This window comes from Dyadobacter sediminis (assembly GCF_005860765.1).
In the GTDB taxonomy this organism is placed as follows: Bacteria; Bacteroidota; Bacteroidia; order Cytophagales; family Spirosomataceae; genus Dyadobacter; species Dyadobacter sediminis.
On record NZ_VCEI01000028.1, the window covers coordinates 229,020 to 245,417 of the forward strand.

General features: G+C 43.6%; 14 protein-coding genes. 9 read left to right on the top strand and 5 right to left on the bottom strand.

Translation table 11 applies throughout. The features are described from left to right. Positions 1 to 68: 68 nt before the first annotated feature. The 7 genes from FEM55_RS18045 (at position 69) to FEM55_RS18075 (ending at position 9,128) form a co-directional block, all read left to right on the top strand. A complete protein-coding gene (locus FEM55_RS18045) occupies positions 69 to 1,466 on the top strand; it encodes a histidine kinase (RefSeq protein ID WP_229209322.1) in 1,398 nt (465 codons plus the stop codon). Positions 1,467 to 1,468: 2 nt separating this feature from the next. After that, positions 1,469 to 2,251, top strand: coding sequence for a LytR/AlgR family response regulator transcription factor (locus FEM55_RS18050; protein WP_138282793.1), 783 nt, complete (start codon positions 1,469 to 1,471; stop codon positions 2,249 to 2,251). Between the two features lie 313 nt (positions 2,252 to 2,564). Next, the gene (uppS, locus tag FEM55_RS18055; RefSeq protein ID WP_138282794.1) at positions 2,565 to 3,317 is read left to right on the top strand and encodes an undecaprenyl pyrophosphate synthase; all 753 of its coding nucleotides are present in this window, start codon (positions 2,565 to 2,567) and stop codon (positions 3,315 to 3,317) included. 6 nt (positions 3,318 to 3,323) lie between these two features. Then, positions 3,324 to 5,924 carry an outer membrane protein assembly factor BamA gene (gene bamA / locus FEM55_RS18060; protein WP_138282795.1) on the top strand — a complete coding sequence of 867 codons (2,601 nt, stop codon included), beginning with the start codon at positions 3,324 to 3,326 and terminating at the stop codon, positions 5,922 to 5,924. A gap of 52 nt (positions 5,925 to 5,976) precedes the next feature. Beyond that, positions 5,977 to 6,618 (top strand): OmpH/Skp family outer membrane protein, encoded by a 642-nt coding sequence (locus FEM55_RS18065; RefSeq protein WP_138282796.1) that lies wholly within the window; start codon positions 5,977 to 5,979, stop codon positions 6,616 to 6,618. A gap of 11 nt (positions 6,619 to 6,629) precedes the next feature. Next, entirely contained in the window at positions 6,630 to 7,283 is a 654-nt protein-coding gene (locus tag FEM55_RS18070; protein WP_138282797.1) for an OmpH/Skp family outer membrane protein, read from the top strand. A gap of 249 nt (positions 7,284 to 7,532) precedes the next feature. Next, positions 7,533 to 9,128 carry a hypothetical protein gene (locus FEM55_RS18075; protein ID WP_138282798.1) on the top strand — a complete coding sequence of 532 codons (1,596 nt, stop codon included), beginning with the start codon at positions 7,533 to 7,535 and terminating at the stop codon, positions 9,126 to 9,128. Positions 9,129 to 9,142: 14 nt separating this feature from the next. Here the strand turns inward: FEM55_RS18075 and FEM55_RS18080 are convergent, their stop codons facing one another. Together FEM55_RS18080 and FEM55_RS18085 are read right to left on the bottom strand one after the other, a co-directional pair. Further along, on the bottom strand, positions 9,143 to 9,886 hold the full coding sequence (locus FEM55_RS18080; RefSeq protein ID WP_138282799.1) for a lipoprotein signal peptidase: 744 nt from the start codon (positions 9,884 to 9,886) through the stop codon (positions 9,143 to 9,145). 49 nt (positions 9,887 to 9,935) lie between these two features. Next, positions 9,936 to 11,138 carry a proline dehydrogenase family protein gene (locus FEM55_RS18085; RefSeq protein ID WP_138282800.1) on the bottom strand — a complete coding sequence of 401 codons (1,203 nt, stop codon included), beginning with the start codon at positions 11,136 to 11,138 and terminating at the stop codon, positions 9,936 to 9,938. Between the two features lie 178 nt (positions 11,139 to 11,316). Here FEM55_RS18085 and FEM55_RS18090 point away from each other — a divergent pair, with 178 nt between their 5' ends. Beyond that, complete coding sequence (locus FEM55_RS18090) at positions 11,317 to 12,411, top strand: chorismate mutase (RefSeq protein ID WP_138282801.1); 1,095 nt, start codon at positions 11,317 to 11,319, stop codon at positions 12,409 to 12,411. A 74-nt stretch (positions 12,412 to 12,485) separates the two neighbouring features. Here the strand turns inward: FEM55_RS18090 and FEM55_RS18095 are convergent, their stop codons facing one another. After that, entirely contained in the window at positions 12,486 to 13,073 is a 588-nt protein-coding gene (locus FEM55_RS18095) for a thymidine kinase (protein ID WP_138282802.1), read from the bottom strand. Between the two features lie 102 nt (positions 13,074 to 13,175). Between FEM55_RS18095 and FEM55_RS18100 the strand changes: the two genes are divergently transcribed. Then, complete coding sequence (locus FEM55_RS18100) at positions 13,176 to 14,285, top strand: DUF8457 domain-containing protein (RefSeq protein ID WP_138282803.1); 1,110 nt, start codon at positions 13,176 to 13,178, stop codon at positions 14,283 to 14,285. A 21-nt stretch (positions 14,286 to 14,306) separates the two neighbouring features. Here the strand turns inward: FEM55_RS18100 and FEM55_RS18105 are convergent, their stop codons facing one another. Both FEM55_RS18105 and FEM55_RS18110 read right to left on the bottom strand, forming a co-directional pair. Next, complete coding sequence (locus tag FEM55_RS18105) at positions 14,307 to 15,167, bottom strand: hydroxymethylglutaryl-CoA lyase-like TIM-barrel protein (RefSeq protein WP_138282804.1); 861 nt, start codon at positions 15,165 to 15,167, stop codon at positions 14,307 to 14,309. 161 nt (positions 15,168 to 15,328) lie between these two features. Continuing rightward, entirely contained in the window at positions 15,329 to 16,390 is a 1,062-nt protein-coding gene (locus FEM55_RS18110; protein ID WP_138282805.1) for an NAD-dependent epimerase/dehydratase family protein, read from the bottom strand. Positions 16,391 to 16,398 lie beyond the last annotated feature (8 nt).

Below are 16,398 nucleotides of genomic sequence, written 5' to 3' on the forward strand. Positions count from 1 at the left end.
GGATGTCGTGTTAATAAGTAACGCTTTATCAGTATAAAATGGAGAACAAAGGAACAAAGCGGTTGCGTATGAAGGCCTCTTCACTGGACGGACGGGATTTCAGTAACATGGATCTGGAAAATGCAGATTTCAGTTTTTCCAGTTTAAAGGATATCAACTTCGATGGCGCCAATCTCAGGAATGCCAAACTTCGTTTTTCAGCACTGGACCGGACTACGTTCCGGAACACGGATCTCAGAAACGCAGACCTGAGTTTCAGCAGTTTGTCGGATGTGGATCTGTCGCAAGCCAGAGTGGAAGGAGCGAATTTCAGCTTTACTTCGCATCAGAAACCTTTGAACAAGATAGATTTCAATCTGATCGGTGCCATACAGAATCAGGGCTGGATCGGAACGCTGATCGCCATTGTGCTGGGTGCAATCATATTGTACGGGATCAATGCCATTGCTTTTTTTACCGCAGAGATTTATTACACACACGAACCGGTAAGGATCAAGTTATACCAATATCTGGTTTCGCAGAATATCATAGCCGGTGTATTTACGATTTTGTTTACCCAGCAATTCACCCTGTGGCTGGATATGCTTGTTGACAAGGTTTACATCAAGCATCTGATTCTTTCCGTTGCCATTCTGATCCTGAATAATGCGCTGAGTATTGCAATCTATTTCTTCTTTGGCATCAATCTTGTCCGTAATTACCGGATTATGTACCCGAACGAAGCCGCACAGAATGCGCCGTGGTACTGGTATATGTGGGGCGCCATTATCGTGGCCAATACATTTTATTATTTCAGCCGTGCCGGAAAGCAGATTTCAAGAAAAATTTCCGATCAGGAATATCAGCTGCTGAACCTTGAAAAGCTGAAAACCCGCGCGGAACTCGATGCATTGCAGGCCAGGATCAATCCGCACTTTCTGTACAATTCACTAAACAGCATTGCAAGCCTTGTTCACGATGATCCGGAAAAGGCCGAGGAAATGACTTTGTTATTATCCAAACTTTTCAGATACACAACTGGCCGCAAGACAAATGATTATTTTGACACCATAGAAAACGAGCTGGAAATGGTGGATACTTATCTGAAAGTGGAAAAGGTAAGGTTTGGTGACAGGTTGAAATTCAATGTGGAAGTAACCGATGCAGCGCTGAAAGTTTTACAGGTTCCAAAGTTTATCTTGCAGCCCATTGTCGAAAACGCAATCAAGCACGGCATTTCGAAAATGGCCGAACAGGGATATATTGTTGTGAAGATTTACGAAAAAGACAATTGGCTGCATCTTTGCGTCAGTGACAACGGGCCGGCATTTCCCGAAAATATGGGGGCCGGTTATGGGATCAAAAGCATTCAGGACAAGCTGAAACTGCTTTATGGTGAAAATGCCAGGCTTGAACTGCACAATGATCCTTACAAATCCGTCAATATTTCTATTCTGAAAACCGCAATCGACTCATCTCTGAACTGATCATGAACTTTCCGTTAAAAACCATACTGATTGATGACGAACCGCTTGCACTGAGCCGCCTGCGCAGATTGCTGGAAAAACATGCAGCCGTTTTTTATATTGTATCGGAAGCAAAAAACGGAGCAGAAGGATTGATCGAGATCAACAGGTTTGATCCGGATATTATATTTCTGGATATTGAAATGCCGCTGCTGAACGGATTTGAAATGCTTTCCAAGCTGACCAAAATGCCTTTGGTCGTATTTTCAACGGCTTACGATCAGTATGCAATCCGGGCTTTTGAAGAAAATTCCGTAGACTATTTGTTAAAACCGGTGGAAAATGACCGGCTGATCAAAACCATTGATAAAATTAGGAACATTATCAATGCCGGAATCAATGCAAACGGAAACGTGAATCCGTATTCGGAAAATCTGATCCGGTTACTGGAAGAAATGAAGCCTAAAAAAGAGATATTTTCACTTTCCGTAAAAACAGGCGACCGAATTCTGCTTATTCCGCTAACGGAAATCACGCATTTTGAAGCCGAAGAAAAATATGTTTTCTTGAATACGCTCGATGGACAGAAATATCTGCTGAATTATACGCTTACTTCGCTGGAAGAAAAACTGCCGCAGCATTACTTGCGCATTAGTCGTGCAGGAATCGTCAATTCACATCATATCAAAGAGATTCAAAAGCATTTTAACGGCAAGTTTATGGTTATTATGCGCGACCGGCGGGCATCCCAGCTTGCCAGCGGCAGTACTTACAGCGAAGCCATCCGTCATCTTCTTGATAATTAATTCGGTTACAGGATCTTCAGCTTGAAAATAATGATTTTGATGCCGTAATACTTATTCCTAAATTGCGCCCTGATTTTAAATTCCATTATAATTTTAAGGTTAATCTACTGTTCATCAGAAGGTTTAAGGTTATTCAGTGCACTTGGATTGCTGGAATTTTCCTGGATTCCGTAACAAAATGGGTTCAGACTGCGTATCGGTGAGAGACAAAGTGATTCCTGAAATGCCATTGTGATAAAAATTCCTCAGAATTGGTAAAAGCCTGAAATATTGTTCAATTGTTTGTTAAAAAAGGTTAAAGGGGTCAGGAATAATGAAGGAGCTCATTGATACGGGCAATCTGCCAAAGCACATCGCCGTTATCATGGACGGTAACGGAAGATGGGCCAAAAACCAGGGAGCAGCGCGCATATTCGGCCATCGCAATGCGATCAAGGCTGTAAGAGAAGTAACGGAAGGTTGTGCAGAACTTGGAGTTTCATTTTTGACACTCTATGCGTTTTCTACCGAAAACTGGGCACGTCCCGAGTTTGAAGTAAGGGCTTTGATGGAGTTGCTGGTTCAATCGATCCGGAACGAGCTTCCTACCATGCTCAAAAACAATGTGAAACTGGATACCATCGGAGATACGGAAAGTCTGCCGCGTAGTTGTCAGAAACAATTGAAAGAAGCCATTGATGCCACACAGCATAACACGGGCCTTAATCTGATTCTTGCATTGGGTTACAGTGGCAAATGGGACATTACAAAGGCTGCGAAAAAGATTGCGGAGGATGTTCGGAAAGGGATTTTACTGCCGGAAGAAATTAACGAAGATATTGTAGCAGCAAACCTTTCAACCAAGGAGCGTCCGGAAGTGGATCTGATGCTGCGCACTGGCGGAGACCACAGAATCAGCAACTTCCTGCTGTGGCAGCTTGCTTACGCCGAACTGTATTTTTACGAAGATCTTTTCTGGCCCGACTTCAGGCGTGAACACTTATATGAAGCAATTTTGTCCTATCAGAACAGAGAACGGCGTTTTGGGAAGACGGGTGAACAAATAAAAGAAAACAGTGCCAAGTAGAACAATATGAACTTTGTGAAAAATTTGAATAAACCATTAACACATCTTAAAGGTACTCTGGCCGTGTTGATGCTTTGCTGCTGCTTTTCGGCACATGCACAGCGTGTTGGCCTGGGCGCTTCACCAAAGCCTGCTGCGCCGGTGGCCAATATGGGAATTGATCCGGTAAATCCCAAGGAATATACCATAGCGGAAGTAACGGTTTCTGGAACCCAGTTTCTGGATCCGAATTCCATGGTTTCCATTTCAGGACTGAAACCGGGTGACAAAATAAGAATTCCGGGCCCGGCCGTAACTTCATCCATCAAGCGTATGATGGATTTCGGAACACTGGATGATGTGGAGATTCTGGCTACCAAAATTCAGGAGGAAAAGGTATGGCTTAACATTCATATCAAGGAAAGGCCAAGGCTTTACAAAGTGTCTTTTTCGGGAATACGCAAAGGAGAAAGGGAAACGCTGAATGACAAGGTAAAGCTGATCAAAGGCCGGGTTATAACGCCGACAGTCATCAAAAATACCCAGCTTGTCATCAAGAAATACTATATGGATAAAGGTTTTTACAACACCAAAGTAAAGGTGCTGCAGATTCCGGATTCGACAAGAGGGCAGGCAACGCTGAACTTTACGATAACTAAAGGCAAAAAGGTAAAAATCGAGCAAATCAATATTGAGGGAAATACGGCGATAAGTGATAAAATACTTAAACGCAAGATGAAAGGAACGAAGCAGAAAAGGATCGGCCGCCTTTTTAATCCTTCCAAATACATTCCCAAAAAATACGATGAAGACAAGGAAAAGCTCATCGCTTATTACCGCAAAAACGGCTATCGTGATGCTATAATAGAATTTGATTCGATCCGGAACGGTGACGAAACGATTAGCATTGACCTGAAAGTGGATGAAGGTTCCAAATACTTTTACCGCGATATAACCTGGTCCGGAAATTACCTTTATACGTCCAAATATCTGGGTGAAAGGCTCGGTATCAAAAAAGGGGATGTTTACAATCCGGAAGAACTTGACAAAAAAATCAACGGCATTCCCGGAGCGGATGTGAGCTCTATTTATATGGATGACGGTTATTTGTATTTCCGGATTGAGCCGACTGAAAAAGCCGTTGAGGGTGATTCGATTGATGTTGAACTCAGAATGTTTGAAGGAAAACAGGCAACAATCAACCGCATTCTGCTGAACGGAAATACCAAAACAAGCGACCGCGTTGTATTAAGAGAACTTTTTACATTGCCGGGACAAAAATTCAGCAAAACGGAGATCATCAATACGCAGCGTCAGTTATCCCAGATGGGCTATTTTGATCCTGAGAAAATCCAGATCAATCCGATCCCGAACCAGGCCGATGGAACGGTTGATATTGAATATACCGTAGAGGAAAAGCCTTCTGACCAGATTGAATTGTCCGGTGGATGGGGCGGATACATCGGTTTTGTAGGAACGCTTGGTTTGGTATTCAATAACTTTTCTTTGAAAAACATCCCGAACCGCGAAACATGGAGACCTTTGCCTTCCGGCGATGGACAAAAACTTTCATTGCGTTTTCAGGCAAACGGAAAGCAATACCAGACTTATTCACTTTCGTTCAGTGAGCCGTGGCTTGGAGGAAAAAAACCGATCAACTTCGGCGTTTCTCTGCAGCGGACTGTTTACAGAATGACGGATTACAATCAGTTTTATACGCAGGGACTGAATGGCGGCAGTAGAGGCCTGAACTATCGTGGCGGCTACTTCAATAACGGGATTACATTATCGCTTGGCCGTCGTCTAAAAGAACCGGATCGTAACCTGGTGATGACGCACTCGCTTTCGTATCAGCGATACAGGCTGGACGATCTGGACATATTCAGAATTGGATACAGTAACGGTGTGTCGAACAATATTTCATTCAATACCACCATTTCAAGAAATACACTAAGTGATTTTCAGTTTCCGAGAAGCGGAAGCAACATTTCGTTGAGCGGAACATTTACGCCGCCTTATTCTGCTTTAAGAAAAAAGAATTTTGTGGATAAAACCGATACTTACCGCTGGGTTGAATACCATAAATGGATGTTTGATGCCAGTTACTACGCTACAATTACCGGAAAACTGGTGTTAAGTGCACGTACGCACATGGGTTTTCTCGGTGCGTACGGCGACAAAGTAGGATACAGTCCGTTTGGACGTTTTATTGTGGGTGGTTCCGGACTTGCCGGTCAGGGTTCGTTCTCGCTGGCTGATCAGGATATCATTGGTCTTCGCGGTTATCAGGATCAGAAAGTGGGTCCATTGGCAGCAAACGGTTATCCGGCATCTGGTGGCGGTATTGTTTATAACAAGTACGTAATGGAACTTCGCTATCCGGTTTCACTGAACCCGCAGGCAACCATATTTATTCTCGGATTTGCCGAAGGCGGTAACAACTGGGGAACATATAAGGAGTTTAACCCGTTTGATCTTAAGCGTTCTGCCGGTGTGGGTGCACGTATTTTTATGCCTGCATTTGGTCTGTTGGGAATTGACTGGGGATACGGATTTGACAGAATACAAGGCGAGCCGAAACGAAGCGGTCCTCAGTTCCATTTCACCATTGGACAACAGATCAGATAATATCTGAGCCAGAAGTTTCGTTAAGAAGTTTGCAAATTGTTACCTCTCTGCCATGAAGAAGTTTTTTATTTTACTAGTTTTGTCAATTCTATGTGGATCAGCGTCATGGGCGCAGAAAATTGGTTATACCGACATGGAATTTATAACCAGTAAAATGCCTGAGTATCAGTTGGCCCAAACGGAAATGAAGAAATTTTCCGAAAAATGGGCAAAAGAGATTCAGGACAAATTTGCTGAAATAGACCGGATGCAGCGGGCTTATATGGCCGAAGAAATTTTGTTGACGGAAGATCTGAAAAGAACAAGGCAAAACGAAATAAAGGAAAAAGAACTCGAAGCCGGAGAATACAACAGTAAAATCTTTGGGATGGAGGGTTTACTTTTCCAGAAGAAAAAAGAACTGATGAAACCGGTTCTTGAAAAAGTGCAGAGAGCAGTAACGAAGGTTTGCAGCCAGCGGCGTCTTGACTTTATGTTTGATAAATCCAGTGACATCGGCATGCTCTACACCAATCCCAAACACGATTATTCGGATTACGTAATGGAAGAACTGGGAATTGATCCCAAGAACAACAAGTCCGGAAATGAAGAAAAGGCAAGCAGAACAGATGAGCCGGAACAGACACAGACGAAAGTACCAACACCAACACAGAACTCACCAAAACAAAAAAGTAGAACCAGTAAACTTAAATAAGTAACAAAGCAATGAAACAACGATTGATAGCTTTTATGGTCTTGATGGCCATTGTCACAACTCCTCTTTTAGCTCAAACAACCCCTGCAAGCGGACTTACAAAAATCGGTTATACCAATGTTGATTATGTAATCAGCAAACTTCCCGAAAGCAAAGTAATGCAGAATCAGCTGGAAGTTACAAAGGCACAGTTGGACAAAGCGTTAGGAGAGACATATAAAGAAGCACAGGAGAAATATGAAGCGTACCAAAAAAACGGTGCGAACATGACTGACGTAATCCGTGCAGATAAAGAAAAGGAATTGCAGAACTTGCAGACCAGAATTCAGGAAATGCAGAACAACGCACAGACTTCCCTGCAAACCAAGCAACAACAACTTCTGGAACCGATCCTGACAAAAGTGAACAATGCCATTCAGGAAGTTGGTAAAGAAAGCGGTTTCCTTTACATCCTGAACATGGATGCAGGACAAGGAACAACACCGATCATTTTGTTTGCAGCATCGGAAGAAAACAATGCAACCAATCTGATCCTGAGGAAACTGGGCGTAGATCCTGACAAAGTGGAGGCAGCAGCACCGGCAGCAACGGCACCGGCAAAGCCAGCAACTACTCCGGCAACAACGGCTCCGGCCACATCGACAACCACGCCCAAGAAAAAATAACAAAGGCGTATTGAACTTAAAATACCGGAGAGCAGTCTGTTTAATGACTGTTCTCCGGTATTTTTGCTTTGTAGTGATTTGAGTATAGGTTGGGTCTGGATTTGGCAGGAAGCATTTCTTTTCATGCCGAATCGTTTCTGGGACATATTTCAATTTTCAAGTATTCACAATGCTTTTATATAGGATTTGTTAGTTTTGCGTTAAGATCAAATATTCTTCACCCTTAGAATTAATTATATTTTTTGCGTTATGATTATCAAACACCTTCATAAAATACTGATACTTCTGACCACATTTTTTTTGTTTACCAAGGTTCAGGGACAGGATAGTATGAAAAGTTCTGTTGCCAGCCCTTTACAGATTATTGTCCCGGCCGAAACCGACTGGAATGTATTGCAGGAAGGAAAGGAAATCAATTTCCATTTACAGACGAAAGGTGGAAAAAGCGATTCCGTTACTTACAGCATCAGCAGCGGACAGGTCAAGGAAATGAATTTTGATTCAGCGGGACATTTTGTGTGGACACCTTCCTTTGATATAGCGGACCGTATCAATACTTCGAAATCATTCCCGATTGTGTTCGAGGCACAAACTTCTTCCGGTGAAAGTGCTTCACGCGAAGTTGTGCTTAAAGTAATGCATGTAAACCGTCCTCCTCAGATAGATGAGCTTCAACCTTTTTATGTGCAGTATAAAACGCAGAACGTATACAAAATAGATATGGGCGCAATCCGGGACCCGGACGGCGATCCATTTGTATTTGTTCCCATCCTGGAAGAAATGCCCGAAGCAATGAAAATGACTGCTGCCGGAGAAATTACCTGGGAACCTTCATTTGCGCAGTTTAGTATGCTTAAAAAAGGCCCGAAATACATGGAGTTCTATGTGGAAGACCAGCCGTCAAAGGAACGGACAAAAGGCCGTCTGAAGCTGGATATTACACAAATGGACCTTGCGCCTGATTTTACGATCATTCCGCAGAATTCGGTTATTTACAGTGCTGAAAACAACCGGATCAACCTGAGATTTACATTATCTGATCCAAATGGAGAGGATGATATCGTGACATTCAACTTTATTTCCGAAAACAAGAAAGTGCCTTCCGAAGCTCTGGTGAAGAATACGGCTACGAGCTATGAATTTATTTGGGAACCCGGCTATAATTTTGTTAAAGATCCGTTTGATACACTGGCTTTTAACATCACTTTTTATGTTCTGGATAAAGCGCAGAATAAAAAAGAACGTACTGTTCACTTTGTAATCAAGAATACAGTGGATGAAAGCGTTCGTGACAACTATGTTTATAATTTGTACCGTGGTGCTCTGGTAAATGCCTGGGGGCTTCTGGAACAAATGACGGAGAAAGAAGGAGAATTGAAAAAGGCATATTCCAAAGCTAAAAAAGGCAAAAGAAGCCGTTCTCTATTGAATGCTTCGCTTGGTGCAACGACGGGCCTGGCCCCGGTTGTGGCAACGGATCAGAATGTAAGAGGTTATATAACTACAATCGGAGGAACAACGGTGGCAACGGTTGGAACGCTGGAAGCAACCGAAGTAATCGGTAAATCCGTTAACGGGCTGCTCGACCGGTTCAACTATGTAATGCAGAAAAAGAATGAACTGCAGAACAAAGGAGATGTATTTGCAAGGGAATATTCACAGAAATCGGCAAGACGCCAGCCGGACTTTATCCGTAAACTGGATGAATTCAAATCATTGATGAACCTGAGCGGTTTGGTTGCGCTGGAACTGGATGCGAACTGGGAAAATAAAAAAGAAGCGACGGATACCGCGATCAAAAAGGCATTCAAGGATTTTATTCCGCTGACCAAGGATGATAATTAAGGTAAAAAGAGAGCTTACAGGCTCTCTTTTTTGTTTTCATCACTTTGGTTTTCTATGGCAGGGGTCGAAATCGGGGAAGGATTGATCTGGTCATCTGCGGCTGTTATCTGCTGGGATTCATCCTGCAAAATTTCATCCTTATGTTTGTTATAATCTTCCTGTTCAGAATGGCTTCCCGCTGACTGGAAGCTGCCCTGAAAGATCAGGATGCTGCATACACCAATGAAAATACAGGAATCGGCAATGTTGAAAATCGGGGTGGAGTAATATTGCCCGCCCCAGACCGGAACCCAGTCCGGAATAAATCCTTCCCAGAAATCAACAAAAATCATATCGATAACCTGTCCGTGAAACCAGGGTGTCGGAGAGCCATATGGCGCGTTGTTTAACAGAACACCATAAAAAGTACTGTCAATAACGTTTCCGACAGCGCCGGCAAGGATCAGGGTAAGTGCCCAGAGCAAGCCCTTTGTAGCACCAGATCGGGCAAGATGTACAAGATACCAGCCAATTGCAAACATGGCGATCAGACGGAAAAGCGTTAGAAACAGCTTGCCGTATTCGTGCCCGAGCTGCATGCCGAAAGCCATGCCCGGATTAAGCACATAATGAAGTTTCATCCAGTTTCCGATCAGTGAAATCTGACCTGAAAACCCGGGTTCCATATAGTAATGAACCAAGAGCTTTGATGCCTGATCTATAATGATAAGCAGTAAACTCAGAAGTAAAAACGGGGCCGGATTTCTGGATTGATTCATTCTGTTTTATAAACAATTGAAATTTAATAACGCGAAAGTAATAAGATAGCTATAAAGAACCACTTCTCCTCCGCTTCAATTCACTTTTAACCAGCAAAAACTCACGGCTGCTCTGGCCCGCAATAGATGTATTTTCTTCCGCACGGCGAATCAGATAAGGCAATACGGCATCAATCGGACCATAAGGCACGTATTTGGCAACATTGTACCCGGCTTTGGCAAGATTGAAGGAAATATTATCACTCATACCGAGCAACTGCGCAAACCAGATCCGGTTGTCATTCTGACTGATTCGCAATTTTTTCATTTTCAATGCGCAATACTGAGAGCTGTACTCATTATGTGTGCCGAGGCATATGGAAATATGCTCAAGATGATCCAGACAGAAATCAATGGCGGAATTGTAATCTTTGTCCGTAGCCTCTTTGGTAGCATGAATCGGGTTAAAATACTCATTTTCCCTCGCCCTTAGCTGCTCTTTTTCCATATATGCACCTCTGACCAGCTTTCCGCCAAGGAAATAACCTTTCTGGCGTGCCATCAGAAAAGCCGTTTTCAATGCATCCAGCGTTTCGTGGCGGTAAAGCTGATAAGTATTGTAAACGATTGCTTTCTCCTTATTGTATTTCTGCATCATTTCGTAGGCAAGATCATCGATAACGCCCTGTATCCAGCTTTCTTCAGCATCAATAAAAATGCGTACATCTTTCTCTCTGGCATACCTGCAGAGCCGTTCGATGCGTTGCCTGACCAGCGTATATGCATTTTGTTCCTGCTCTGACAGGTGCTCGTCCCGCTGAATTTTTTCCAGAAGTTCCGCCGAGGCAATGCCTGTAACCTTGAATACAGAAAACGGAATGGTATCCGATACAGAAGCCTTGTCAATGGTTTTCAGGATTTCCGCTGCGGTTGTTTCAAAGCTGGTTTCACTTTCTTCTCCTTCAACGGAATAATCCAGTATGGTCCCGATGCCTGAGTTGCCAAGCATTGCAATGGTATCATCACAATCGTTAATCGTCTCACCACCACAGAATTGTTCAAAAATAGTGATGCGGATAAGATTTTTTATGGGTAAGTTGAGTTTTAGTGCAAGCTTTATAAAAAAAGTGCCTAAATTTACCACTCGAGCCTGATTCATAAGGCTGAACAACCAGTAGGTTTTCCTGAGACTGTCGTCCGATTTGGATGCAAAAGCGACGGAAGTGTCTTCGAAAAATACAGGGATATGGTCTTTTGGTGAGAGATATGTCATTTTATTGAAAGTTTTTCTTACGTGAGTTTTTGTTGTAATAGGTAATCACAATAAGAAATTAAAAGGCACTTGAAGTTTTTGCTTTTAGATATCAAATGTACGGTCAATCCCAGAAATACACATAATACCGGATCAAAATATTACAGTTATCAATTTTTATTAAGGACAGTTTTTGAATATGAATGCTTCTTTAGATATCCTTCCGTTAAGCAGTTGGATCAATACCGAAGGTAAGCCTTTGGTAATCGCCGGGCCTTGCAGTGCAGAGACCGAAGAACAAATGTTGGAAACCGCAACCCAGATCAAGGAAGAAGGCTTTGCGCATGTGATCCGTGCCGGAATCTGGAAGCCGAGGACTCGTCCGGGTAGCTTTGAAGGCATGGGTGAAGCAGCTTTGCCATGGCTGCAGGCTGTTAAAAAACAGACAGGATTGCCCGTGGCGGTTGAAGTAGCAACGCCGCAGCATATTGAACTGGCATTGAAATACGGAGTGGATATTCTCTGGCTTGGTGCGCGTACAACTGTGAACCCGTTCAATGTTCAGGAACTTGCTGATGCCCTGAAAGGAATTGATGTTCCTGTTCTTGTAAAAAATCCGGTAAACCCTGACCTTCAGTTATGGGTTGGCGCCCTGGAACGTCTGAATCAGGCGGGTGTAAAAAAACTGGGTGCAATCCACCGCGGATTTTCAAATGCGCAGGAAACCAAGTTCCGAAATTCTCCGATGTGGAACATTGCCATTGAATTAAAGACTATTTTCCCTGAATTGCCTGTCATCGGTGATCCAAGCCATATGGCAGGGAAACGCGCCTATTTGTATGAACTGGCACAACGCGCACTGGACTTGCATTACGACGGTCTGATCATCGAATCGCACCGCGATCCGGACAAGGCGTGGTCGGATGCTTCCCAGCAGTTAACACCCGCTTCCCTGAGCCAGATGCTGCATGACCTGCATGTCCGCAAGGAATCATATGGAAGCGATTACCAGTCTCAATTGGAAATCATCCGTGGAAAAATAGACAACCTTGACCGCGAATTGCTGGAAACACTTGCTGCACGGATGACTTTCGTTGAAAAGCTTGCCGAATACAAACGTGACAATAACGTTGCTGCTTATCAGGTGGATCGTTTCCGTGAAGTACTGGAAACGCGTGCCGGTTGGGGAAAAAGCATGAATCTGTATCCGAACCTTGTTGACGAACTTTTCAAGCTTGTTCACATGGAATCCATTCGCAAGCAAACAGAAGTAATGAATCAGGTGAACGTGTAAAGTTTAATCTGTCAAAATATATCGAAGGCCGCCATGTTCATGGCGGCCTTTTTGTTTTTGTACTCAAAAGGTAATCACGCGTTCTCTCCAAGATTGAAACAGCGCCGGCAGCGGGCTTCGTAAAAATCGGTTTCGCCCAGCAATACCCTTTCACTGGAAGGCGAAAGGCGGTAGGAGTAAGATGCAACTTCGCCGCAGACCATGCATATCGCATGCACCTTGGTCACAAATTCGGCAATGGCCATGAGCTGCGGCATGCATCCGAACGGCTTTCCGGTATAATCCATATCCAGTCCGGCCAAAATCACGCGCTTTCCGGTATTTGCCAGTTCATTGCAGACTTCCACAATGGCTTCATCAAAAAACTGTACTTCATCAATGCCAATGACTTCACTGTTTTTGGCAAGTGTCATTATTTCGGAAGAGGCATGAACAGGAACGGAGCGTATGGAATTGTCGTTGTGCGAAACAATGTTCTCTTCATGATAGCGTTTATCGAGAGCAGGTTTAAAAATCTGTATTTTCTGACGTGCGATTTTGGCGCGGTTAAGCCTGCGGATCAATTCCTCGGTTTTCCCGGAGAACATGGAACCGCAAATTACTTCGATCCAGCCGGTTCGGGGGTTAATATTTTCTTTTCTGTGTAATGGTTCTATAAACATGTTTGATACAATACTGACCTTCTGAACAGTCATTTTTCTTTATCTTTACAAATCAAACATATTTTCTTTAAACACAATCGTTATCAAAAGCTCATATTCGTTATGCCGGATAATTTAAACGTAAATGCACTTAACCAATATGCCGCGAGGTTTACTACCACTGTTTTAAATGAAGTATACCGGACGCAGGATATAATTACCGGAGCGGGTTTGCTGAAACTTACGCCGGTCAGACAAGTAAATCTGGGGATTTTAAACAGGTTGTTTGAAGAATGGAAAAACAATGCGGAAACATTTCGGAGTCCGTATTTTGATTATGCGAATGAAGAAGTAAGGGAAGCTCTTGAGGCATTTATGAACACGGCCTCGCAACATATTGCTGTAAAACGTCAGGATCTTGAACCTTTGCTGACCGATTCTGTAAAGGAATCCCTGAAATTGCTGCTTACACCCATTGCCTATTTTGAAGAAAAAATCAGGGCTACGCCGGATTCTGAATTTACACATGAAAAAGCGGAGCAGCTGTTAAAATATACACATATCCATAAAGGAATTGCAGAAGCAATGCTTGGCCGTCTTACCGACAGCGGCTCCGTTTCCGTTTATCAGACACAGGCCGTAAGCTGGTTATATGAAATCAAGGCCAATCCGGATTTGCTGGACGATACAGAACCTTATGTGTTGCAGTTTTCTGATATATTCCCGATCAATCTGAATGAACTCAGGCCGAAAGAAATCGGGAAACCGGTCCAGTCCAATATAAAGAATGAATCCAAATCCTTTTTTGATTCTGCTCTGAATGAACTGGAACCTTCATCTGCTAAGCCCGGGCCTTCCCGCGCCGAGCCGGTTTCTGCCGTTATCAGCGAGATCGTTTCCAAGACAAGCACGCCGGAAAGGGATTCGTTGAACAATCGTTTCAAAGTTGATATTCCAAAGCCGACCGAAGACAAATCCTACGGAAATGTTCCTGTTAAAGTAGAAAGTATTGCCGGTTCCATTCCTTTGGGCCAGCGTTTTATGTTCGTAAATCAGCTTTTTAACAAAAACAGCGAGCATTTTGAAAAAGCAATTTACGAACTGGATATGGTCAAGAGTTTTGAAGAAGCGCAAAATCTGATCTGGCACCGGTATGCATCCAAGTATGCATGGGATGTAAATGGGGAAGCCGTATCTGCATTGCTGGCAATTGTAAAAAGAAAATTTGCCTGAAATTGCAAGCTAATATTTAATTTAACCCTGAGCATACGCCGATACTAACCGCAGGAACAATTCCCGGGCATTTACAAGAGCTTCTGAATTGATTTTCAGAAGCTCTTTTTTTTCGTCAGCAAAGGCAATCAGATGCTCGGTCGGGATGTTTCCTACAAGCTCATCCTGCGCCATCGGACAGCCGCCATAGCCGAGCAGCACGCCGTCAAAACGCCGGCAGCCTGCGGTATATGCGGCATTTATTTTTTGTCTCCAGTTGCCAGGCTTGGAATGAAAATGGGCACCGAATTCCAGATTTGGATAAGCTGCAATAAGTTGTGAAAACAGGGCGTGAATATCATCTTCCCGGGCAATCCCGATTGTATCGGCAAGAGAGAATTTTGTAATTCCCAATTCGGCAAGTTCATGTATTTTATCCAGCGTATAGGCTACATTCCAGAAATCACCGTAAGGATTGCCAAATCCCATGGAAATGTAAATCACAAGTTCTTTGCCATTTTCCGTGCACAATGCTGCGATGCTTCGGGTTTTCTCAAAAGATTGCCGGACCGTAGCATTTGCATTCCGCAGCTGAAACGTTTCCGAAATTGAAAAAGGATAGCCCAGAACCTGAATCTGCCCAAAGCGGCAGGCTTCCATGGCGCCCCGTTCATTGGCAACAATGGCGAGCAGCCGGGAATCAGTTCCTGAAAGGTCCAGATGATCCAGCAACCGGGCCGTATCGCTTACCTGTGGCATTGCTTTAGGCGAAACAAAGCTTCCGAAATCAATCGTGTGAAATCCGACTTTCAGCAATTGATTAAGGTAAGCGGCTTTTTTCTCCGTCGGAATAAAATGCGGAAAGCCCTGCCATGCATCCCGCGGACATTCGATGATTTTCATGTCCTTTCCATAACCGTTTTATAAAATCAGTCAAGTAATTACAAAGAACCATTTGAAACTACAAGTTTTTGAAACTTAGTCTTCATCAAACGATTTTTCCTTTAAAAGCTAAAAGCTAAAAGCTAAAAGCTAAAAGCTAAAAGCTAAAAGCTAAAAGCTACTTATTTCAGAATCGGGGCAAGCTCTTTTTCGTTTTCAGCCAGCCATGCTGTAATTTCCTCAACAATCTGCCGGATGCCAATCTGCGGTTTCCAGCCTGTAAGTGCTGTAACCTTACTGTTATCGGTAACATAAAGACGTATATCCGCAGTACGGTTTTCCGGAACAACTTTGATCGGAATGGTTTTGCCGGTTACTTCCTGACAGATTCCGGTGAGTTCCTGTAAAGAAGCACTGCTTTCCAGACCGCCGCCGGCATTAAGGATTTCTCCGTTAACCTGATCCAGATTGTGGAGCTGCCAGTCAATCAGACGGTACAGATCGGCAACATGCAGCATATCTCTGATCTGCTTTCCGGTACCGCCGTAACCGAAGTAACCAAGTTGCTGTTCAAAATAATGTTTGGCAATCCATAACACCATCACGCCCTGATCTACTTTTCCCATTTGCCACGGACCGGTAATGACGCCGCAGCGGTTAATCACCGTTTTCAGGTTGTAAAATTCATTGTATTCCTGAATAATCAGTTCCGAAGCAAGTTTCGTAGTTCCGTACAAAGAACGCGCGCCATTCAGCGGAAAGTCTTCGGCAATTCCTTTGGCAGAAACACCCGCAACCGGCTGCTCGTCCGACAGGGCAAACCGTGTTTCTTCTTCAATGAAATTCAGCGTTTCAATTGTTTTTATCGGATAAACCCGGCTTGTGGAAAGAAAAATAAAGCCCGCTTTGTGTTTCAGTGCATAATTCAGGCAGTTGACAGTTCCGACAAGGTTTGTATTGATCAGATAATCTGGCGTCCCATCCAGTCCGGCAAGTACCGAAGGTTCCGCCGAAGCTTCTATGACCGTATCCACCGCAGGAATCGCATCAAAATCTTCTTTATTGCGTATATCGCCATGAACAAACTCGACGCCGTGTTTTTTCAGTCTGCTGAGGTTCAGCTCGGAACCGCGCCTTTTAAGATTGTCAAGTGCATAAACCTGATAATCAGGGTAATTCGTTTTTAAAGAAATCGCCAAAGCAGATCCTACAAATCCGGCGCCCCCAGTAATTAAAATTTTCATAAAAGTTT

Bases quoted from the DNA above. Each gene is read 5' to 3' on its own strand.
- FEM55_RS18095 (WP_138282802.1), bottom strand. From the start codon at position 13,073: ATGTTTATAGAACCATTACACAGAAAAGAAAATATTAACCCCCGAACC.
- FEM55_RS18105 (WP_138282804.1), bottom strand. From the start codon at position 15,167: ATGAAAATCATCGAATGTCCGCGGGATGCATGGCAGGGCTTTCCGCAT.
- FEM55_RS18050 (WP_138282793.1), top strand. From the start codon at position 1,469: ATGAACTTTCCGTTAAAAACCATACTGATTGATGACGAACCGCTTGCA.
- FEM55_RS18075 (WP_138282798.1), top strand. From the start codon at position 7,533: ATGATTATCAAACACCTTCATAAAATACTGATACTTCTGACCACATTT.
- FEM55_RS18085 (WP_138282800.1), bottom strand. From the start codon at position 11,138: ATGACATATCTCTCACCAAAAGACCATATCCCTGTATTTTTCGAAGAC.
- bamA (WP_138282795.1), top strand. From the start codon at position 3,324: ATGAACTTTGTGAAAAATTTGAATAAACCATTAACACATCTTAAAGGT.
- FEM55_RS18070 (WP_138282797.1), top strand. From the start codon at position 6,630: ATGAAACAACGATTGATAGCTTTTATGGTCTTGATGGCCATTGTCACA.
- FEM55_RS18045 (WP_229209322.1), top strand. From the start codon at position 69: ATGAAGGCCTCTTCACTGGACGGACGGGATTTCAGTAACATGGATCTG.
- FEM55_RS18090 (WP_138282801.1), top strand. From the start codon at position 11,317: ATGAATGCTTCTTTAGATATCCTTCCGTTAAGCAGTTGGATCAATACC.
- FEM55_RS18080 (WP_138282799.1), bottom strand. From the start codon at position 9,886: ATGAATCAATCCAGAAATCCGGCCCCGTTTTTACTTCTGAGTTTACTG.
- uppS (WP_138282794.1), top strand. From the start codon at position 2,565: ATGAAGGAGCTCATTGATACGGGCAATCTGCCAAAGCACATCGCCGTT.
- FEM55_RS18110 (WP_138282805.1), bottom strand. From the start codon at position 16,390: ATGAAAATTTTAATTACTGGGGGCGCCGGATTTGTAGGATCTGCTTTG.
- FEM55_RS18100 (WP_138282803.1), top strand. From the start codon at position 13,176: ATGCCGGATAATTTAAACGTAAATGCACTTAACCAATATGCCGCGAGG.
- FEM55_RS18065 (WP_138282796.1), top strand. From the start codon at position 5,977: ATGAAGAAGTTTTTTATTTTACTAGTTTTGTCAATTCTATGTGGATCA.